Below are 16872 nucleotides of genomic sequence, written 5' to 3'. Positions count from 1 at the left end.
GGGCGCGTGTTCGCAAGCCGGTTAGCTGGGGTTGTCCCAACGGAGGTTGGCGGACACGAACAAGGACAACCCGGAGCGCCAGGTTCGGTTGTCGTTCCTTGGATAGCGGTGCGTACCGCGGCGCTGTACGCGCGATACCGGGCCGGGCTCGGCTGTGTGCCGCGTACCGTTGAGAAGGTGGAAACCGCCCGCGAAACCGCCTTCCCGCTGCGGCGGCTGGTCGTTCTGCGGCACGCCAAGAGCGCATGGCCCGAGGGTGTGCCCGACCATGACCGCCCCCTCGGTCCGCGAGGTCTTCGCGACGCCCCGGCGGCCGGCCGCTGGCTGAGGGATGCCGACTGCCTGCCCGAACTCGTCCTGTGCTCCACCGCCCGCAGAGCGCAGTCGACCTGGGAGCTGGCCGCCGCCGAGATGCCCGGCACGCCGCCCGCACGCCACGAGCGGCGCGCCTACGCGGCGGACAGTCAGAGCCTTCTCACCCTCGTACGCGAAGTGCCGGACGACGTGAGGACGTTGCTGTTGATCGGGCACAACCCGGGCCTGCAGGAGCTGGTCCTGCTGCTGGCCGGCGAGGCGCTCGACGACACACTGCAGCGCGTGGAGGCCAAGTTCCCCACCTCGGCCATCGCCGTGCTGACGCGGCGCGGCGCATGGGCCGACTTCGCGCCCGGCACCGCGCTTCTGACCGACCTCGCGGTCCCGCGTGGGAAGCGGTGAGCCGGGTCGAAGGCAGGGGCGTTCAGGCCTGGCGCGAGGGGGCCACGCCGGGGTCGCCGCGCCGCAACGCGTCATGGGCGGCGAGCGCGGCGTGCAGCGTGACCAGGTCGGCGCCCCGGGACGCGTCAAGGCCGGTGAGATCCGTCGCCTTGCGCAGGCGGTAGTCCACCGTGTTCGGGTGGACCTGGAGCCGTGCCGCGGCCCCGCGCCGGTCGAGCCTGCAGGCGAGGAACGTGCGCAGGGTGGTGAGCAGTTCCGGGCGTGTGTCCAGCGGGTCGAGCAGCGCGGCGAGCCCTTCCCTGGCAGGGCTCGGACGGCTCAGCTGGTACTCGAGCAGCACATCGTCGAGCAGGTACAGCCCCGGCCCGTAGCCGGAAGCCTCGGCCACCTCACGTACCTCGCCCGCAAGCCGGGCGGCGTCCGCGACGCCCTCCGGTGGCGCGGCGGCCGCCGCAGCAAGCACCTCGGCGCCGCACATCCGGCCCAGTCCACGACCAGTTGGGACAGCCGGTCCCGGTCGGCGGGGCCGAAGTCGGCGGCCGGCGCCTTGTGCGGGATGAGGACCAGCCCTCCGCCACCTGACAGCACGGACAGCGGCACTCCCACTGTCTGGCGCTGCATCGCGCCGGCGTCCGTGCGAAACCCGAGTACGAGAACGTCAACTCGGTTCCCGACCTCGTCACGGCGGTGAACCGGATCAACCTCGGCTCCGCCGCCACGCCGACAGTCCCGGGGTTCATCGCCCAGGGCGACGCGGGCGTCCTGGAGGGCACCTTCAGCAACCACCGGGGGATCGGCACGGGCGACGGTGTCATGGGCGCCGGTGACGTGCGCGCGCTCGCGCGGCAGTACTGCGCCACCGGCAACTCCGACATCACGTACCGGCAGTACGAGCTGCTCAGCCACGTGGGCGTGCCCGTCGTCTGGGCCCCTCTCGCGATGGACTGGTTCGACGACCGCTTCGCGGGGCGGACGGCTCCGTCCGACTGCGGGCGCATCCCCGCAGGCAACTCGCTGGCACCGGAGGAGCCGACGCCGCTGTCCTGACCCGCGTGTGGTCCTGCCGCGCGGATCGCGTGGCAGGACCGGGTGAGGCAGCCGGACACCACGGCGCGCCGAGCGTCAGGCACGAGGTGCCGGGCGGTACGTCTGCCTCGCCCCCGAGGTCAGTCGGGCGGCGGGACGAGATCTCCGCGCAGTCGCCGGGTACGGAGCACCAGCTCCAGCTCGAAGCGGCGGTCCGGGTCGTCCAGGTCGTCGCCCCACAGCTCACGGAGCTGTCGCAGCCGGTAGCGCACGGTCTGTGGGTGGACCCCCAGTCGGGCGGCCACCTCCGGGGCACCCCCGCGCGTTTCCAGCCAGGCCAGCAGCGTCTCGGCGAGGCGGTGTGCGTGCGCCGGGCCACCGGACTCGTCCAGCTGCGCCAGTCTCCGCCGGGCAAGATCGTCGATCAACTCACTCGCGGGCAGCAGTACCAGGGCTTCGACGTGCTCGCCGCAGTGCAGCAGCCGCCCTCGCGGCAGCAGGCCCTGCTCGATCATCCCGACGGCGGCCTCGGCCCACCGCAGCGACGTGGTGGCCTCCGCCACGGGAACCGACGGGCCGATCGCGCCGGACCAGCCGGCGACCGCCCGGTCCAGCAACTCCGCGCGTCCGGGGGCGTCCGGGTCCGGCACGACGAGGCGTGGCCGCTCGCTCTCCATGTCGACCAGCACCTCCTCTCCCACTGCAGGGGCGACAGCCTCCGCGGCGGGGCGAAGCAGCACGGCCACCGCCACCTTCTCGGGCAGCTGCCAGCCCACGTCGACCGCGCGGTCGGCGAGAAAGGCCGACGGATCCGAGCGGTGCTCGGCGAGCAGGAGATCGACGAGCAGACGTTGCAGACGCAGCCGCTCGCCGGCCTGGCGGGCGATGGCTTCGGCGTAGCCGCGTACCGACTGGGCCACCATCACGTCGAGGTACTCGAAAGCGGACTCGGCGAGCTCGTACATGGCCGAGGACGGAATCTCGGCCTGCTGGCCGATCTCCGCCATGCGCCGCCAGGAAAGGCGCACGCCCAGCCGGTAGATCCCCTGCAGGGAGTCCAGGCTGCGCCCGTGAGCGACCTCGCCGCGCCCGAAGTCCCGGAACATCTCGGGAAGTTCGCTCGGCCGGTCCGAGCCCGTGGTCATCTGTTCCACGAAGAGCTCCAGCGCGTGCCGGATCGCCACCAGGGCCTTCGGCTCTCCGGACTCGTCGACGGTGAACACGAGGCCCGGGTACTCCCGCCGGATCGCGGCGAGGATGTCCTGTGCCAGCTCGGGGACCTGCTCCAGGGCCCGGTCGGCGAACTGCTGAATCCGTTCTTGTGGCACGTCGCGCCACGCTGACGAGGCTTCCAAACCACCGCTCCTGGATGTCCGTCTTCATGAGCTCGGTCAGCCGGGCCTTCACAGTCACAAACTAGCCCGCGCCGGGGTCAGGTGTGCTGGAGGGCCCTTGGGCGGGCGGGTCGGGGAATGTGACGAGCGGCACGTTCTGCTGCTCGGGTGCGGCGTCGAGAGCGGCGACGATTCCGAAGGCGGCGCCTGTGGCCAGAGCGGCGGCGGCGACGCAGGTCAGGAGGGCGGCGAGCAGTCTGGACATGAGGATGATCGGCCTCTCAGTCGATGAGGTCTGTCACCCAGCGCGCCGGCCCGGTCCGGCGCGGTCAGTATGAGAGGCGCATTGACAGGTGGTCAAGCTCCACCTAGCTTCGCCGTTCACAGCAGTGTTACTACCGGGTAAGTCGCTCGCCGCCCCGGACAGGCTGTGATCCGTGCGCGCGGCCCGTCCCGCACCGCCCTGAACTCCCGCATCTCGCGTCCGTATCGGAGTACCAGAATGCGTCGTTCAATATCACCTTTGTCCCTGATTCTGCTGGGTGCCGGTGTCTTTCTGCTGGTGCTCACCCAACTGCTCGCCTGGTACGTGGAGCCGCGCGCCAAACGCACGCCGACCGATACGGTCTCCACGACGGTCTTCGAAGGCCGGGGCAGCTACTTCGACACCGGGTCCGTTTCCACGGTGGACGACCAGACGATCACGATCACCCGCCGGGTGCTCGGGGATGTCGCCGCCGGTGAGCGCAGCGGAAACGCGATCTGGGACGTGTCGACCCAGATCGACACGCCGAAGACGCTGCCGCTGGCCGACCCGCGGAAATCCCTGCAGTGGACCACCGAACGCTGGGTGACCGACCGCCGGACGAACCTCCCGGTGCACTGCTGCGAGGAGAAGCCCGGGTTCGAGGGTGAGGCGTACCTGAAGTTCCCGTTCGATGTCGAGAAGCGTACGTACGCCTGGTGGGACAGCAGTCTGGGCGCCACGGTGCCGCTGGCGTTCGAAAAGGTCACCAGGATCGACGGGCATGAGGGCTACCGCTTCGTCGGTGCCGTCGAGGCCACCGCGACGGGCACCCGGCTGGTGCCCGGCGTGCTGGTGGGCAGTAAGAAGCCGGGACAGGTGCTGGCCGAGGAGTGGTACTCCAACGCGAGGATCGAGCTGACCGTGGACCCCCGAACGGGGCGGATCATGAACGCGCTGATCGCGCCGACGAAGACACTGCGGGCCCCTGGCTCGAAGAAGGACGCGGTCACCCTGCTGTCCAGCGAGCGGCTGGAGTTCACCGAGGCGACCCGGCGTGAGCAGGTGAAGCTGGCCTCGGAGGACAGTGGCCGGCTGGAGCTGCTCGGCGAGACCGCGCCCCTGGCGGGCGGGATCGCGGGAGGTCTGCTGGTCGCCGCAGGCGCGGTGCTGCTGATGCGGGGCCGCCGACAGCCGCAACACTCAGATGAGTGATGAAACAGGGCCTCTCGAACGGTTCGAACTTGTCACCGGCGTGAGTAGCCGGACGAATCGATGGAACGAACACTGACGTTACCCCGCAGTAAGACCAGTGTTTCCCGGTGGAACCGGCTCTCCCCCCAGGGTCTCCCGCCGTACTGGTGTCGGACAGGACGCCCTCACGTCCAGGTCCGGCACCGCAGCACCCGCTGTACCCGCAACCGCTGCACCCGCACCCCGCTGTATCCCGCACCCCGCTGTACGCGCACACCGAGCCAGCCCAGCGCTTCATCCCCGGAAGCCCGGCCGTCCCCCCACCCGCCTGCGTCCCGCAGCCCCCGAGTTGGAGCACCTTTATGCCCCAGCGCGCGTCCGCCTTGGCCTCCGGCCAGAAGGACTCCCTTCCCGCTCAAGCCCTTCCCGCTCAAGCCCTTCCCGCTCAAGCCCTCACCGGCAGCCCGCTCGCAGACTCGCCCGCCGCCGACCCGCACGTCGCATCCCCCCAGGCGTCTCTGCCGCGCCGGATCACCTTCCTCGCCCGCCGCGACGTGGCCAACCGTGCCGCCGGTGGCTCGGAACTGCTCATCGACCGGATCGCCGACGGTCTGACCGCCGGCGGCCACGAGGTCACGCTCGTATGCGGCGGCCCCGCCGCCGCACGCGACTACCGGGTGGTCTCGGCGGGAGGTGACGCAGGTCACTTCCTGCGCGCCAGGGCGACCTTCGCCCGCGAGGTCGGCGACTGCGACCTGCTGGTCGAGGTCTGCAACGGCATGCCGTACCTGGCGCCGCTGTGGCACCGCGGACCGACGTTGTGCCTGGTCAACCACGTGCACACCGATCTTTGGCAGATGCGCTACCCGGGCCCGGCGGCACGGCTCGGACGCAGGCTCGAGCATTGGGCGCTAGCAGGCACGCACAGAAACAACTTGATGGTGGCCGTCTCCGAGTCGACCGCCTCCGAGCTGCGCGGCATCGGCGTGGCCGCGGACCGCATCCGGATCGTCCACAACGGTGTCGAGGACCCCGGGTCGCCGCTGCCCGAGGCGAAGGAGCCGCTGTTCCTGGCCGTCGGCCGACTGGTCGAGTACAAGCGCATCGACCTGCTCCTCAGGCTGTGGGAGCGGGTCCGCCCCGTCACCGGCGGCCGACTCGTCATCGTGGGCGACGGCCCCGAACGGGAGCGGCTCGAAGCCATGGCCGGCCCCGCCGTGACGTTCGCCGGACGGGTGTCGGAGGCCGAGAAGCACCGGCTGATGTGCGAGGCGTGGCTCCTGCTGCACCCCTCCCTCGTCGAGGGCTGGGGCCTGGTCGTCACCGAGGCGGCCGCCCGGGGCACCCCCGCGATCGGTTTCGACATCCCCGGCCTGTGCGACTCCATCGAGGACGGGGAGACCGGGGTGCTCGCCCGGGGCGAGAGTTCGTTCGCCGCCGCGTGGTGCGCCCTGTCCCTCAGTACCGAACGGCGCGCGGTCATGGGACGTGCCGCCGCGCAGCGCGCCACACGCTTCCGCTGGAGCGCGACGGTCCGTCAGTTCCAGGAGGTCGCCGCCGAGGCCGCGGCCCGCGCCGCCCTCAAGGGACGCGGCAGGAGCGGCCATGGCTGAGATCGCCGAACGTGGATTCAAGGATCCGTCGCTGAGACGGTCGGCCGCCCTCTTCCGGGCGTTCATGCGCGAGCCCAGCGACCCCGAGCGGTGCTACACCCTGCTGGCCCGCGACTCGGTCGCACAGGTGGCACGTCATGTCGACCTGCCCGGCAAGATCGTCGTCGACGTCGGCGGCGGCAGCGGCCACTTCACCGAGGAGTTCCGCCGCCGTGGCGCGCAGAGCTACCTCTTCGAGCCCGACCTGCGGGAGCTGAGCGCCCGCGGGCCGGTCACCGAGGACGCGGTGCTCGCTGACGGCTATCTGCTGCCGCTCGCCGACGGGGCGGCGGACGTCTGTTTCTCGTCCAACGTGCTGGAGCACGTGTCGGACCCGCAGACCTTCATCAGCGAGATGGCACGGGTCACCCGCCCCGGCGGACTGATCTACCTGTCGTTCACCAACTGGCTCTCCCCCTGGGGAGGCCACGAGACCGCGCCGTGGCACTACCTCGGGGCCGACCGGGCCCGCGAACGCTACGAACGGCGCACCGGCCGCCAGGCCAAGCACACGCTCGGCGAGAACCTCTTCCCCGTCCACATCGGCCCCACCCTTCGGCACGTCCGCGGCCGCGACGACGTGCAGGTCGTCACGGCGCGCTCCCGTTACTGGCCGTTCCTCGCGAGCACGATCACCCGGGTGCCGGGACTCCGCGAGATCGCCACCTGGAATCTGCTGCTGATTCTCAGGCGAAGCCCATGAGCATGCGAAGCGAGGAACGGTCATGACCACCACGGTCCAGGCGCCCACCTGGGTGCCGCAGCCCGGCCCGACGCCGTCGCAGGCGTCCGGCGAACCGCGCGGACGACGCCTGCTGTTCGGCTTCTGGGCCGTCGTGCTGGTGTCGTTCCTCGCGGTGTCACCGGGGAAGATGACGTTCGAGACCAAACTCGGCGTCGCCCTCGACCCCTGGCGTTTCATCGGCGACCTCGGTTCGCTGTGGAACGGCAACGTGGGCCTCGGCGGCATAGCCAACCAGTACGTCGGCTACGCCTTCCCGGCACTGCCCTACTACGCGCTCATGGACCTCCTCCAGGTGCCCGTGTGGCTGGCCGAAAGGCTCTGGCTGTCGATCATCGTGACCGCCGCCTTCTGGGGCGCGCTCAGGCTCGCCGAACGGCTGAGCGTGGGGACGCCCGCGTCCCGTGTCCTCGGTGCCGTCGTCTACGCGCTGTGGCCCACCTTCACGATCGTCATCGGATCGACCTCCGCCGCCGCGCTGCCCGGTGCCCTGCTGCCCTGGGTACTTCTGCCGCTGACCTCCGCGAAGTCGAGCCCCCGTACGGCCGCCGCGCGCTCGGCCCTGCTGATCCCCCTCATGGGCGGCGTGAACGCGGCCTCGACACTGGCGGCGCTGCTGCCCGTAGGCCTGTACCTGCTCAGCCGCCCGCCCGGCCGGCGCCGGCGGGCGCTGCTCGGCTGGTGGATACCGGGCGTCGTCCTGGCCACCGTGTGGTGGGTGGTGCCGCTGCTCCTGCTCGGCATGTACGGCGAGAACTTCATGCCGTACGTGGAGCAGGCCGACACCACCACCGCCACCATGTCCGCGACCGAGTTGCTGCGCGGCGCCGGCAACTGGGTGGCCTATCTGAACTTCGGTGAGGCATGGCTGCCGGCCGGCTGGACCGTCGCGACCTCCGTCGTCACCGTTCTCGGTACGGCGTTCGCCGCGGCCCTCGGCCTTGCGGGCCTGGCCCGGCGGGACCTGCCGGAGCGCCGCTGGCTGATGCTGACCGTCCTGGCCGTCGTCCTGGTCGCGCTCGCCGGGTACGGCGGAGCCTTCGGCGGTCCGGTTCACGGTGTCGTCCAGGACTGGCTGGACGGGCCGCTGAAGCCGTTCCGCAACATCTACAAGTTCCAGCCGGGCCTTGCCCTCGCGCTCGCCCTCGGACTGGCCCATCTGACAGCCGTGCTGTCCGAGAGCCGGGGGTCTCGCGCACTGCGCGGTCGCCGCTGGGTACCCGCGACCGTGGCCGTGCTGGTCCTGCCGGGTCTGGCGCTGCCGTACGTCAACGGCTCGATCCTGCAGCCCGGGGCGTTCACCAAACTTCCCACCCACTGGGACGAGGCCGCCGACTGGCTCAAGGCCAACGCCCCGAACAGCCGGGCCCTGGTCGTACCGGCGACGGCACACGGCATCTACACCTGGGGATCCCCCATCGACCAGCCCTTCGACGTCCTGGCCGAGACCCCCTGGGCGCAGCGTGACTTCGTCCCCTTCGGTACTCCCGGCGCACGCCGTATGACGGACGCCGTCGAGCAGGCGCTGCTGTCGGGCTCCGAGGTTCCGGGCCTTCAGGCGTACCTGGCACGGGCCGGTATGCACGAGGTGGTCGTCCGCAACGACCTCGACCCCGACCAGATCGGCTACGTCCCGCCGCAGACGGTGAAGCGGACCCTGGAGTCGTCCGGCTACCGCAAGGTCACCGGGTTCGGCCCGCTGGTGACCGGCGGACGCATCGCCGCCGACACCCCGCTCCAGGTGCAGGGGCTCTACCCGCGACTCCAGGCCGTGGAGATCTACGAGCCGCGGGACCGCGACGCGCGGCCCGACAGGGTCGGTCTCTCGGCCGTGGCCGACACGGCCGTGATCAGTGGCGGACCCGAGGCGCTGCTCCAGCTGTCCGCCGATCCCTCGATGACCGAGCGGCCGGCCGTACTGGCCGGCGACAGGCTTCCCGAGGGCCTCGTCGCACCGGTGAAGGCGGTCGCGGACGGGCTGCGTCGAGCCGACACCCGGTTCGGTCTGGTCAACAACAACACCTCGTACACGTACACCGCGAACGAGCGCAATCACTCCGGCAGCCTGCAGAACCCAGGTGAGAAGCCCAAGCAGATCCTGCCGTCGGAGGGCACCGATCATCAGACGACGGCGATGCTGCGGGGCGCCGAGGCCGTGACGGCCTCCAGCAGTGGGAACTGGCTGTTCCACCTGCCGCAGTACGACCCGGTGAACGCCTTCGACGGCAACCCGGACACCGCGTGGGCCGAGGGCAGCCCGGGCGAGCCGGCCGGACAGTGGCTCAGGGTGGAGTTCTCCCGGCCGACCGCCGTCCCGGCCTCCATCCAGCTCACGCCCCTGCCGGGCGACTCGATGCGCGCGGCGCCCACCCGGGTGCGGATCGAGACCGATCGTGGTTCGGCCGACAGCCCCCTCCAGACGAACGGCCTGCCGCAGACCGTCAAGGCTCCTGCCGGCGAGGCCTCCTGGATGAAGATCACCATCGTCGCCGCGCAGCAGGCGCGCCCGGGCCTCTCCGGGGCCGGGTTCTCCGAGGTGTCGATCCCGGACGTGCAGGTGACGCGCATGCTGGCGCTGCCTGCCGACGCCGAGCGCACCGACGCGGTGGCGAGCGTGTACTCCCTCCACCGCGGCACCGACGCCGGCGGCCTGTCGCCCGTATCGGCCGAGGTGGGACTGCACCGGCGGTTCAGCACCGGGGAACCGGGCGAGTACGAGGTGTCGGCGCGAGCCGTCGCCGTGCCCGGAGCGGCGCTGGACGAACTGCTCGACCGTTCCGCCCCCGGGTCGAAGAACCGGGTGACGGCCAGGGTGGACTCCATCAGCCCCAACGGCGCACAACTCAGCGCCCGTAACCTGGTCGACGGTGATCTGACGACCGCGTGGATAGCGGGCGACCGGCCCGTGGTCCACTTGAGCTGGCCCAAGAAGAGGAAGATCGACGAGATCATCCTCGCGCCGGCGGGTGGGGTGTCCACCCGGCCCGAGCAGGTGATGATCAGCTCGCCGCACGGCGCCGCGGTGGCCGACGTCGACGAGAACGGACGGGTCCGCTTCCCGGCGATCGAGACGAACCGGCTGGACATCACCATCAGCAGGGTCGCCCCGCTCACCGTCCACAACCCGGTGGCGAACGCGCAGTTGCAGCTGCCGGTCGGGCTGAGCGAGGTGCACGTTCCCGCACTCGCCGACCTGCGGGTGCCGCGCCCGAAGCCGTCCGCGCGCTTCTCGCTGCCGTGCGGTCAGGGCCCGGACCTCGCCGTGGGCGGTGTCCTGCACAAGACGAAGGCCTCCGGACTCGTCCGGGACCTCACCGAGCGGCGCCCCGTCACCGTCGCCCTCTGCGCGGGGGAGGAGAAGGACGGCACGCTGGAACTTCCGCCCGGCGATCACGAGGTGGAGGCGGGTGACGCGGGCCCGCTGGCGATCACCGACGTCACGCTGACCCGGGGCACTCCGCAGGAACTGGCCGGAGCGGCGGGTCGCGAGGCCACCGTCACCCGGTGGACCGACGACAGCCGGACCGTCTCGGTGTCGGCCGGCTCCGGCGAGGCCACGTACCTGCGGACCTACGAGAACGCCAACGACGGCTGGAAGGCCACCCTGAACGGCACGGAGCTGGAGCCGGTACGCCTCGACGGCTGGCAGCAGGCGTGGGTGATCCCGGCCGGGGCGTCCGGCACGGTGACCATGGAGTTCGAGCCCTCCGGGCCGTACCGGACAGCCCTGATCGGCGGTGCGTTCGCGCTCGTTGCCCTGCTCGCCCTGGCCTTCGTGGGCCGCCGACGTCACGACGGTGGGACCGACGAGGAGCTGTCCGAACCGTCGCCCCCGGGGATGCTGCTCGGAACGCTGGCGCTGACCGCGGTCGTCGCGGTGGCGGCGGGGCCACTGGCCCTGATCGTGCCCGTACTCGCCGTGGCGGCACGGTTCCGGCCGGCCGTGCTGGTGCCGACCGCAGCGGCGGCGATGGCCGGAGCGGGCCTTGTCGCGGCCTTCGGCGCCGGAGAGCCGGTCGCCACTGGGGCGGGCGCGTTCAGCGGCTTGGCGCAGGTGCTCGCGCTGGTGGCCCTGTCCGCCGCGCTGGTGACGGCGGTACGGCCGACGTCGATGGCCGCCGGGCGTGGGCATGGCGACGGGCATGACGACGACGATTCCGATGCACCGGAAGTCGGACGGGTGGTCACGGCCAGGCCGCGCAGCATGGGCGACGGGCACCGTCCCGGGCCGCCCCTTCGGCCTGAAGGCGGTGGCCCCTCGTGAGCGAGCCGTGGACCGCGCCCGCTCCCGGCAGGGTCCGGATTCCCTTTCCGACCGTCGATGAGGTGTCGCGGCACTGCCTCAGTGACGACGAACCGGAGAGCGTACACATCGAGGTCCACCTGCCCGGACGGGTGGACCCGGCACGGCTGCGGGCCGCGTTCCGGCGGGCGCTGCTGACGCACCCCAGGGTGCTGATGCGGGAGGTGCCCGGCCGTCGGCACCGGCGGTCCTTCGCGTGGGAGCTGACCGGCGAACCGGACAGCGACCCGGTGAGCTTCGCGGGGCGGGGACCCGACGCGTTGGCCAGGGTCCGGGCCCGCGCGCTGAGCGCTTGCCCGCCGCTCACCCTGTCGCCGCCGATGCGCCTGGAAGTCGTAGAGGCCGACAGCGGGACCGTACTGCTGCTGACGATGCATCACACGGCTCTCGACGCGCCGTCGGGGCTGCGAGTGCTCGCCACGACCGCCGAACAGTACGGCGGCGTGGACGCCCTCCCGGTCACCAGGCGGGTCCGGCCGGGGCGCTCGGGTCCGGCTCCGAGCGCAACCGGCCGCACCGTACGTGCGCGCCCCGTACGCGTCGCACCGGACTCCCGCCCCGAGGCGGTACGTGCCCGCGCCGTGGGCAACGGCATGCTGCAGGCGGACCTGCCCGTTCCGCGACGTGTGGCGCGGACCGGAGGCCTCCCGCCCTGGACCGTCAACGACCAACTCCTGGTCGCCGCATCACTGATGGTGGGCCGCTGGAACGTCTCGCAGGGCCGGCCGGCCGGTCCGGTACGGATCACGATGCCCGTCGACGACCGGCCGCGCGGCACGGAGATGCCGATGGGCAACGGAACCCGGCTCGTCGAGGTGGCCATGACCTCCGAGGACCCGCGCGACAAGGACCTGCTGCTCGGTGAGCGGCCGGACCCGGCGGCCGTGGCCCGGTTGCTGCGCACCACTGCTCGGCGCACCCACGCGCTGAAGTCGGCCCAGGGCGCCCCCATGGGTGCCGGGGCGAGTCTGCTGACCGCACCGCTGCTCCCCGTCGGCATCCGGGGCGTGCTCACCCGTGGCGCACGGCGGGCGGCGGCGCCCTGGACGTCGACGGCACTGGTCACCAACATCGGACGCGTGCCGTACGCGCTGGACTTCGGCGACGCCGGCCGCGCGACGGCCGTGTGGTTCTCCGCACCGGCGCGGATGCCGCGCGGGCTGAGCCTGGCGGCGGCTTCCACCGGCGGGCGACTGCATGTGACGCTGCGCTGGTCGCGGGCGCTGCTCGGTGAGGCGGCCGGTGCGGACCTGGTGGGTTTGTTCGAGGAGTCGCTCTCGACTACGTCTCTCACCTCGACCGGGGCGCATGCTCCAGGGGCGGGGCCGGGAGCCGGAATCCGGAAGGTGGCCGCCACCGCCACGGACGCCGAGGCGTCTTCGGCCCGGGATCACGCACGCGGCCCGGGCGGGCCGTACCACCGCGACACACCGCGTCCGGACCCGACACCGGGTGGAGCCCGTTCCACCCAGGACAACCACAAGAGGCCGTCATGACCCTCTCCGCCAGCGGCTCCACAGGAACCGGGAAGTCGCCCGAGGCGGCGGTGACTTCCCCCGACCTGGCGCCGAGCCGGCCGGTTCCCGGCCTGCGGGACTTCTACGAGAACCCCACCGTTCCCGTCGCCTCCGGGGAAGCCCGTACGCTGCGCCAGGCCCGGATGCTGGCCGATGCGCTCGGCCCCGTCGGGCCCGGCCGCCCGGCCGCGACCGTGCTCGACGTCGGCTGCGGGGACGGCTCGGCGGGCGCGACCGCCGCCCGCGTCCTGGCCGGGCACCGCATCGTGGGGATCGACTGGTCGCAGGACGCGCTGCGCAGGGCGGCGCCGCGCCTGAGCCAGGTCGTCCGCGGCGAGCTGACCGGCAGTGGGCTGCCGTTCGCCTCCGGCAGTGCCGACGCCGTGCTGTTCAGCGAGGTCGTCGAGCACCTCGTCGACCCCGACAGTGCCCTCGACGAACTGCGCAGGGTGCTGCGACGCGGTGGGCATCTGATGCTCTCGACGCCGAACCTCGCCGCCTGGTACAACCGCGCTCTGCTGCTCGCCGGAGTCCAGCCGGTGTTCTCCGAGGTGAGTCTGCGCCGCATCCACGGCAGACCGGGCAGGGAGGTGGTGGGCCATCTGAGGCTGTACACGGCACGCGCGCTGCGCGAGTTCGTGGCGGCGTCCGGGTTCGAGGTGGTGGCGGTCGCCGGTGCGCCGTTCCACGGAGTGCCGCGCCCGCTCCGCCCGCTGGACCGCCTGGCCTGCGGGGTGCCGTCCCTCGCCTCAATCCTCCTCGTGCATGCGAGAAAGGTGTAGCCCGTGGTGTGGGGTGTGACCGCCGCGCTGGTGGCGAACGTCCTGTACAGCACCGGCTTCGTCCTGGAGAAGCGGGCGCTCGCCGGCATGCCGCCGCTGAGCGCCGCACAGCCGGGCCGGGCCCTGATCCTGTTGGCCCGCAGGCCCTTGTGGATCTGTGGGGCCATGGCACTGGCCCTGGGGTTCGCCGCGCAGCTGGCCGTCTACCGCACCCTGCCGATCGCCGCCGCCCAAGGCCTGTTCCTGTCCGGGCTTGTCCTCCTGCTGGTGCTCTCGTCGGTGGTGCTCGGTGAGCGCCCCTCCGGCCGTGAGCGACGCGCGGTGGCCGTCATCGGTCTGGCGCTGGTGATGGTGGTGGCCTCGCTGTACGGGACCAGCGAGGAGATCAGCCGCAGCGCGCCCACGGGCATCCTGCTGGCACTGTGCGTGCCGACCCTCGCGGCCGGGCTGCTGCTCTACTCGGCCGCGGAGCGGCGCGCCCGCCGGCGCCATCGGCAGCCGACCACAGGAGTGGCCTACGCGGTCGCGGTCGGTCTGATCTACGGCGTCAGCTCGCTCGCCATCAAGGGTGTCTCCGGCCATCTGGACACCTCGGACCTCCTGGGCTCCGTGCCCGCCCTGCTCGCCTCCCCGTACCCGTACCTCCTCCTGCTGACGGGGGTCAGCGGACTGGTGCTGTCGCAGACCGCGCTCCAGCGTTGCCGGGCCTCGCTGATCGTCCCGGTGTGCTCGACGGTGGCCTGCGTGTTCACCATCGTGAGCGGCACGATCGCGTTCGCCGAGCCGCTGCCCGAGGACTCGTTGCGGCTGTTACTGCGTCTCGGCGGCACCGTGCTCGCACTGACGGTCCTGCTCACCCTGCCACGACACGACGCGGACACCCCCACTTCCGAAGGAACCCGGCCATGAAGCCTGACAACCCGCTGCTGAAGATCCTCGCCTGCCCGCTCGACAAGGGGCCGCTGATCCTCGACGAGATCGGGGGCGCTCTCTACAACCCGCGCCTGCGCCGCCGCTATCCGATCGTCGACGGCATTCCGCAACTGCTCCCTTCCTCCGGAGTGCCGGACACCGAGGAAGAACCGGCCGCCGAGGAGGAACCGGCCGCCGAGGAGGAGCACGACGCGTCAGCCGGCCGGGACCGCGCTTAGGCCCCAACTGGCCGGTACGAGAAAGCTGATCCTGATCGGGGCGCTCCTTGCGAACCGGAGGTTCCCCTCGCACCGTCGAGTCCCTGGAGTCAGGGGATGGTGGTGACCCCGGCGGAGACTGAGCCGAGATCACGCGCAGCTACGCTGGGGTTGTCCTTGCGGAGGTTGGCGGACACGAACAAGGACAACCCTGAGCGCCAGGTCCGGCTGACGTTCCTGGGCTGACCGGTGCCCGTCGCCGTACATCCCAGGTATGTCGCCCACGGGTGGATGGCGGCAGCCGGGTCGGTCCGTAGCGTTCCTTCACGAGACCGACCTGCCCCCATGAGGCAGGGCACCGACGGAAGGACGTCAATGAGACGCGTACTGCTGGCCGGAGCGGCATTCGCCATGGCCTTGGCCGGCACGGGCGGCGCCGTTCCCGCTCATGCCGAAGCCGCTTATGCCGAAGCCGCGCCGTTACGGCCGGCGCACGTCGCGCCGACGTTGCCGGAGCCCACCGGAAAGCACCACACAGGCATGACCACCGTGCATCTGGTGGACGAGGACCGGGCCGATCCGTGGGTGCCGCAGGAGCGCCGCGAGTTGATGGTCTCGCTCTGGTATCCGGCCGCGAAGCCCTCCGGTACGCCCGCGCCGTACATGACGGCCGAAGAGTCCCGGCTGTACATGAAAGCCAACGGCGTGCCCGTGCCGCCGGACGTGTTGAGCACGGTGAGGACGCATGCGACCCTCGACGCCAAGCCGGTGAAGGCGCGCGGCGGACTTCCGCTGGTCGTCCTGTCACCGGGTTTCGGGATGCCGCGCGCCACCCTGACTGGGCTCGCCGAAGAGCTGGCCGGCCGCGGCTATGTCGTGGCCGGAATCGGACACAACTACGAGGCCGACGGCATCGCGTTCCCCGATGGACGAACGACCTCCTGCGTCGCCTGCGAGAACAGGGACTACCGCAAGGCGGGAGCCGTCCGCGCCGAGGACGTCTCGTTCGTCCTGGACGAACTCACCGGCAGGCACCCGGCGTGGAGGGGCGGCGCGCTGATCGACACCCGCCGCATCGCCATGGTCGGGCACTCGGCCGGCGGCTTCAGCACCATCCCGACCATGCTCTCGGACCCTCGGGTCAAGGCGGGTGTCAACATGGACGGCAACTTCCGCTACCTCAACGACATACCCCTGAACCGGCCGTTCCTGATGCTCGGCAAGCCCAGCCACGTGCCCGGCGGTCCCGACACGACCTGGGACGAGACCTGGACCGAACTGACCGGCTGGAAGCGCTGGCTGACCATCGACGGCAGCGAGCACAACTCCTTCACCGACCTGGCGCCTCTGGCCAAACAGCTCGCCGTCCCGCTCCAACCCCTCGACGGCGACCGCTGCGACGCGATCACCCGCGCCTATGTCACGGCCTTCCTCGACACACATCTACGGGGACGGGAAGCGCCGTTGCTGGACGGGCCGTCGGCGCGGTACCCGGAAGTCGCCTTCCACCGGCCGTAGCGTTCACTTCCCCCGTCCGGAATCGTCTCGACCCAGGAGTGCGCAGCATGTTCGACCCCACTCAGGAGCCCCCTTACCCCGACGCCCTCGGGCCGGACCAAGCACCGGCGCCGCATCCACTGCTCGCGCCGGTGACCGGGCTCCTGGGCACCTGGGTCGGGCGGGGCCGCGGGGAGTACCCGACGATCGACGAGGGGTTCGCGTACGCGCAGGAGGTCACCTTCAGCCACGACGGGCGGCCCTTCCTCCACTACGAGGCGCGCGCCTGGCTGATCGACGCCGAGGGCCGCCCGCTGCGGCCGTCGGCTCGGGAGAGCGGCTGGTGGCGGGTGCAGCCCGAGGGGAGCGTGGAGGCGTTGATCACCCAGCCCACGGGAATCGCGGAGATCCTGGTCGGCCGCGCCGGCGACGGCAGGGTCGACCTCGTGACCCATCAGGTGGCTCTCACTCCCACCGCCAAGGAGGTCAACGCCACCCGCCGTCGCTACACCTGGAGCGACGACGGCCAGCTCGAGTTCATCCACGACCTCGCGGCGGTCGGCCAGTCGCTGCAGCACCACCTCTCCGCACAGCTGCGACGTGGGGGCGGAGCCTAGGTCACCGGTGGCCGTGGGGCCATCATCCCGCCGGGTCGGCGTCAGCGGCGCCGCGCCCCGGGGAGGTCCTCCAGCTGCTGCCACGCCTCGACGACCTGGGCGGGAGAGGGCGTGTCG

At 71.7% G+C, this 16872-nt stretch carries 15 protein-coding genes; 12 read left to right on the top strand and 3 right to left on the bottom strand.

Annotated elements, in window-relative coordinates:
- The first annotated feature begins 177 nt into the window (after window positions 1-177).
- The gene (locus ACZ7LT_RS26005; protein WP_471238504.1) at window positions 178-717 is read left to right on the top strand and encodes a SixA phosphatase family protein; all 540 of its coding nucleotides are present in this window, start codon (window positions 178-180) and stop codon (window positions 715-717) included.
- Window positions 718-739: 22 nt separating this feature from the next.
- On the opposite strand, the gene ACZ7LT_RS26000 is transcribed toward ACZ7LT_RS26005, so the two are convergent.
- On the bottom strand, window positions 740-1195 hold the full coding sequence (locus ACZ7LT_RS26000; protein ID WP_471238503.1) for a PucR family transcriptional regulator: 456 nt from the start codon (window positions 1193-1195) through the stop codon (window positions 740-742).
- 209 nt (window positions 1196-1404) lie between these two features.
- Between ACZ7LT_RS26000 and ACZ7LT_RS25995 the strand changes: the two genes are divergently transcribed.
- Window positions 1405-1764, top strand: coding sequence for a lipase family protein (locus ACZ7LT_RS25995; RefSeq protein WP_471238502.1), 360 nt, complete (start codon window positions 1405-1407; stop codon window positions 1762-1764).
- Between the two features lie 119 nt (window positions 1765-1883).
- Here ACZ7LT_RS25995 and ACZ7LT_RS25990 read toward each other — a convergent pair whose 3' ends face one another.
- Both ACZ7LT_RS25990 and ACZ7LT_RS25985 read right to left on the bottom strand, forming a co-directional pair.
- Window positions 1884-3071 carry a PucR-like N-terminal domain-containing protein gene (locus ACZ7LT_RS25990; protein WP_471238501.1) on the bottom strand — a complete coding sequence of 396 codons (1188 nt, stop codon included), beginning with the start codon at window positions 3069-3071 and terminating at the stop codon, window positions 1884-1886.
- Between the two features lie 88 nt (window positions 3072-3159).
- Complete coding sequence (locus ACZ7LT_RS25985) at window positions 3160-3342, bottom strand: hypothetical protein (RefSeq protein WP_471238500.1); 183 nt, start codon at window positions 3340-3342, stop codon at window positions 3160-3162.
- A 237-nt stretch (window positions 3343-3579) separates the two neighbouring features.
- On the opposite strand from ACZ7LT_RS25985, the gene pgfA reads away from it, so the two are divergent.
- The 10 genes from pgfA to ACZ7LT_RS25935 all read left to right on the top strand — a co-directional run bounded on the left by pgfA (window position 3580) and on the right by ACZ7LT_RS25935 (window position 16755).
- Complete coding sequence (pgfA, locus tag ACZ7LT_RS25980) at window positions 3580-4536, top strand: cell envelope lipid trafficking protein PgfA (protein WP_471238499.1); 957 nt, start codon at window positions 3580-3582, stop codon at window positions 4534-4536.
- 341 nt (window positions 4537-4877) lie between these two features.
- The gene (locus ACZ7LT_RS25975) at window positions 4878-6128 is read left to right on the top strand and encodes a glycosyltransferase family 4 protein (protein WP_471238498.1); all 1251 of its coding nucleotides are present in this window, start codon (window positions 4878-4880) and stop codon (window positions 6126-6128) included.
- Complete coding sequence (locus ACZ7LT_RS25970; RefSeq protein WP_471238497.1) at window positions 6121-6870, top strand: class I SAM-dependent methyltransferase; 750 nt, start codon at window positions 6121-6123, stop codon at window positions 6868-6870. Before ACZ7LT_RS25975 ends, ACZ7LT_RS25970 begins: the two co-directional genes overlap by 8 nt.
- 22 nt (window positions 6871-6892) lie before the next feature.
- Window positions 6893-11173 (top strand): alpha-(1->3)-arabinofuranosyltransferase domain-containing protein, encoded by a 4281-nt coding sequence (locus tag ACZ7LT_RS25965; RefSeq protein ID WP_471238496.1) that lies wholly within the window; start codon window positions 6893-6895, stop codon window positions 11171-11173.
- Between the two features lie 62 nt (window positions 11174-11235).
- Window positions 11236-12708, top strand: a complete 1473-nt coding sequence (locus ACZ7LT_RS25960) for a condensation protein (protein WP_471238495.1) — start codon at window positions 11236-11238, stop codon at window positions 12706-12708.
- Entirely contained in the window at window positions 12705-13511 is an 807-nt protein-coding gene (locus ACZ7LT_RS25955; RefSeq protein ID WP_471238494.1) for a class I SAM-dependent methyltransferase, read from the top strand. Before ACZ7LT_RS25960 ends, ACZ7LT_RS25955 begins: the two co-directional genes overlap by 4 nt.
- A 3-nt stretch (window positions 13512-13514) precedes the next feature.
- Window positions 13515-14420, top strand: coding sequence for a DMT family transporter (locus tag ACZ7LT_RS25950; RefSeq protein WP_019884410.1), 906 nt, complete (start codon window positions 13515-13517; stop codon window positions 14418-14420).
- Window positions 14417-14662, top strand: coding sequence for a Trm112 family protein (locus ACZ7LT_RS25945; protein WP_471238493.1), 246 nt, complete (start codon window positions 14417-14419; stop codon window positions 14660-14662). The genes ACZ7LT_RS25950 and ACZ7LT_RS25945 overlap by 4 nt, the downstream gene beginning before the upstream one ends.
- Before the next feature lie 519 nt (window positions 14663-15181).
- Window positions 15182-16159 carry an alpha/beta hydrolase family protein gene (locus ACZ7LT_RS25940; RefSeq protein ID WP_471238492.1) on the top strand — a complete coding sequence of 326 codons (978 nt, stop codon included), beginning with the start codon at window positions 15182-15184 and terminating at the stop codon, window positions 16157-16159.
- Between the two features lie 47 nt (window positions 16160-16206).
- Window positions 16207-16755 (top strand): heme-binding beta-barrel domain-containing protein, encoded by a 549-nt coding sequence (locus ACZ7LT_RS25935; RefSeq protein ID WP_471238491.1) that lies wholly within the window; start codon window positions 16207-16209, stop codon window positions 16753-16755.
- Window positions 16756-16872: the final 117 nt, after the last annotated feature.

It is taken from the genome of Streptomyces sp. NPDC039465 (assembly GCF_055639315.1).
This window is presented reverse-complemented; position numbering and strand designations above follow the sequence as displayed.

What these genes read in the sequence shown, in the direction of transcription:
- ACZ7LT_RS26000 (WP_471238503.1), bottom strand. Translation starts at nt 1,195, where the DNA reads ATGTGCGGCGCCGAGGTGCTTGCTGCGGCGGCCGCCGCGCCACCGGAG.
- ACZ7LT_RS25985 (WP_471238500.1), bottom strand. Translation starts at nt 3,342, where the DNA reads ATGTCCAGACTGCTCGCCGCCCTCCTGACCTGCGTCGCCGCCGCCGCT.
- pgfA (WP_471238499.1), top strand. Translation starts at nt 3,580, where the DNA reads ATGCGTCGTTCAATATCACCTTTGTCCCTGATTCTGCTGGGTGCCGGT.
- ACZ7LT_RS25975 (WP_471238498.1), top strand. Translation starts at nt 4,878, where the DNA reads ATGCCCCAGCGCGCGTCCGCCTTGGCCTCCGGCCAGAAGGACTCCCTT.
- ACZ7LT_RS25970 (WP_471238497.1), top strand. Translation starts at nt 6,121, where the DNA reads ATGGCTGAGATCGCCGAACGTGGATTCAAGGATCCGTCGCTGAGACGG.
- ACZ7LT_RS25965 (WP_471238496.1), top strand. Translation starts at nt 6,893, where the DNA reads ATGACCACCACGGTCCAGGCGCCCACCTGGGTGCCGCAGCCCGGCCCG.
- ACZ7LT_RS25955 (WP_471238494.1), top strand. Translation starts at nt 12,705, where the DNA reads ATGACCCTCTCCGCCAGCGGCTCCACAGGAACCGGGAAGTCGCCCGAG.
- ACZ7LT_RS25945 (WP_471238493.1), top strand. Translation starts at nt 14,417, where the DNA reads ATGAAGCCTGACAACCCGCTGCTGAAGATCCTCGCCTGCCCGCTCGAC.
- ACZ7LT_RS25940 (WP_471238492.1), top strand. Translation starts at nt 15,182, where the DNA reads ATGACCACCGTGCATCTGGTGGACGAGGACCGGGCCGATCCGTGGGTG.
- ACZ7LT_RS25935 (WP_471238491.1), top strand. Translation starts at nt 16,207, where the DNA reads ATGTTCGACCCCACTCAGGAGCCCCCTTACCCCGACGCCCTCGGGCCG.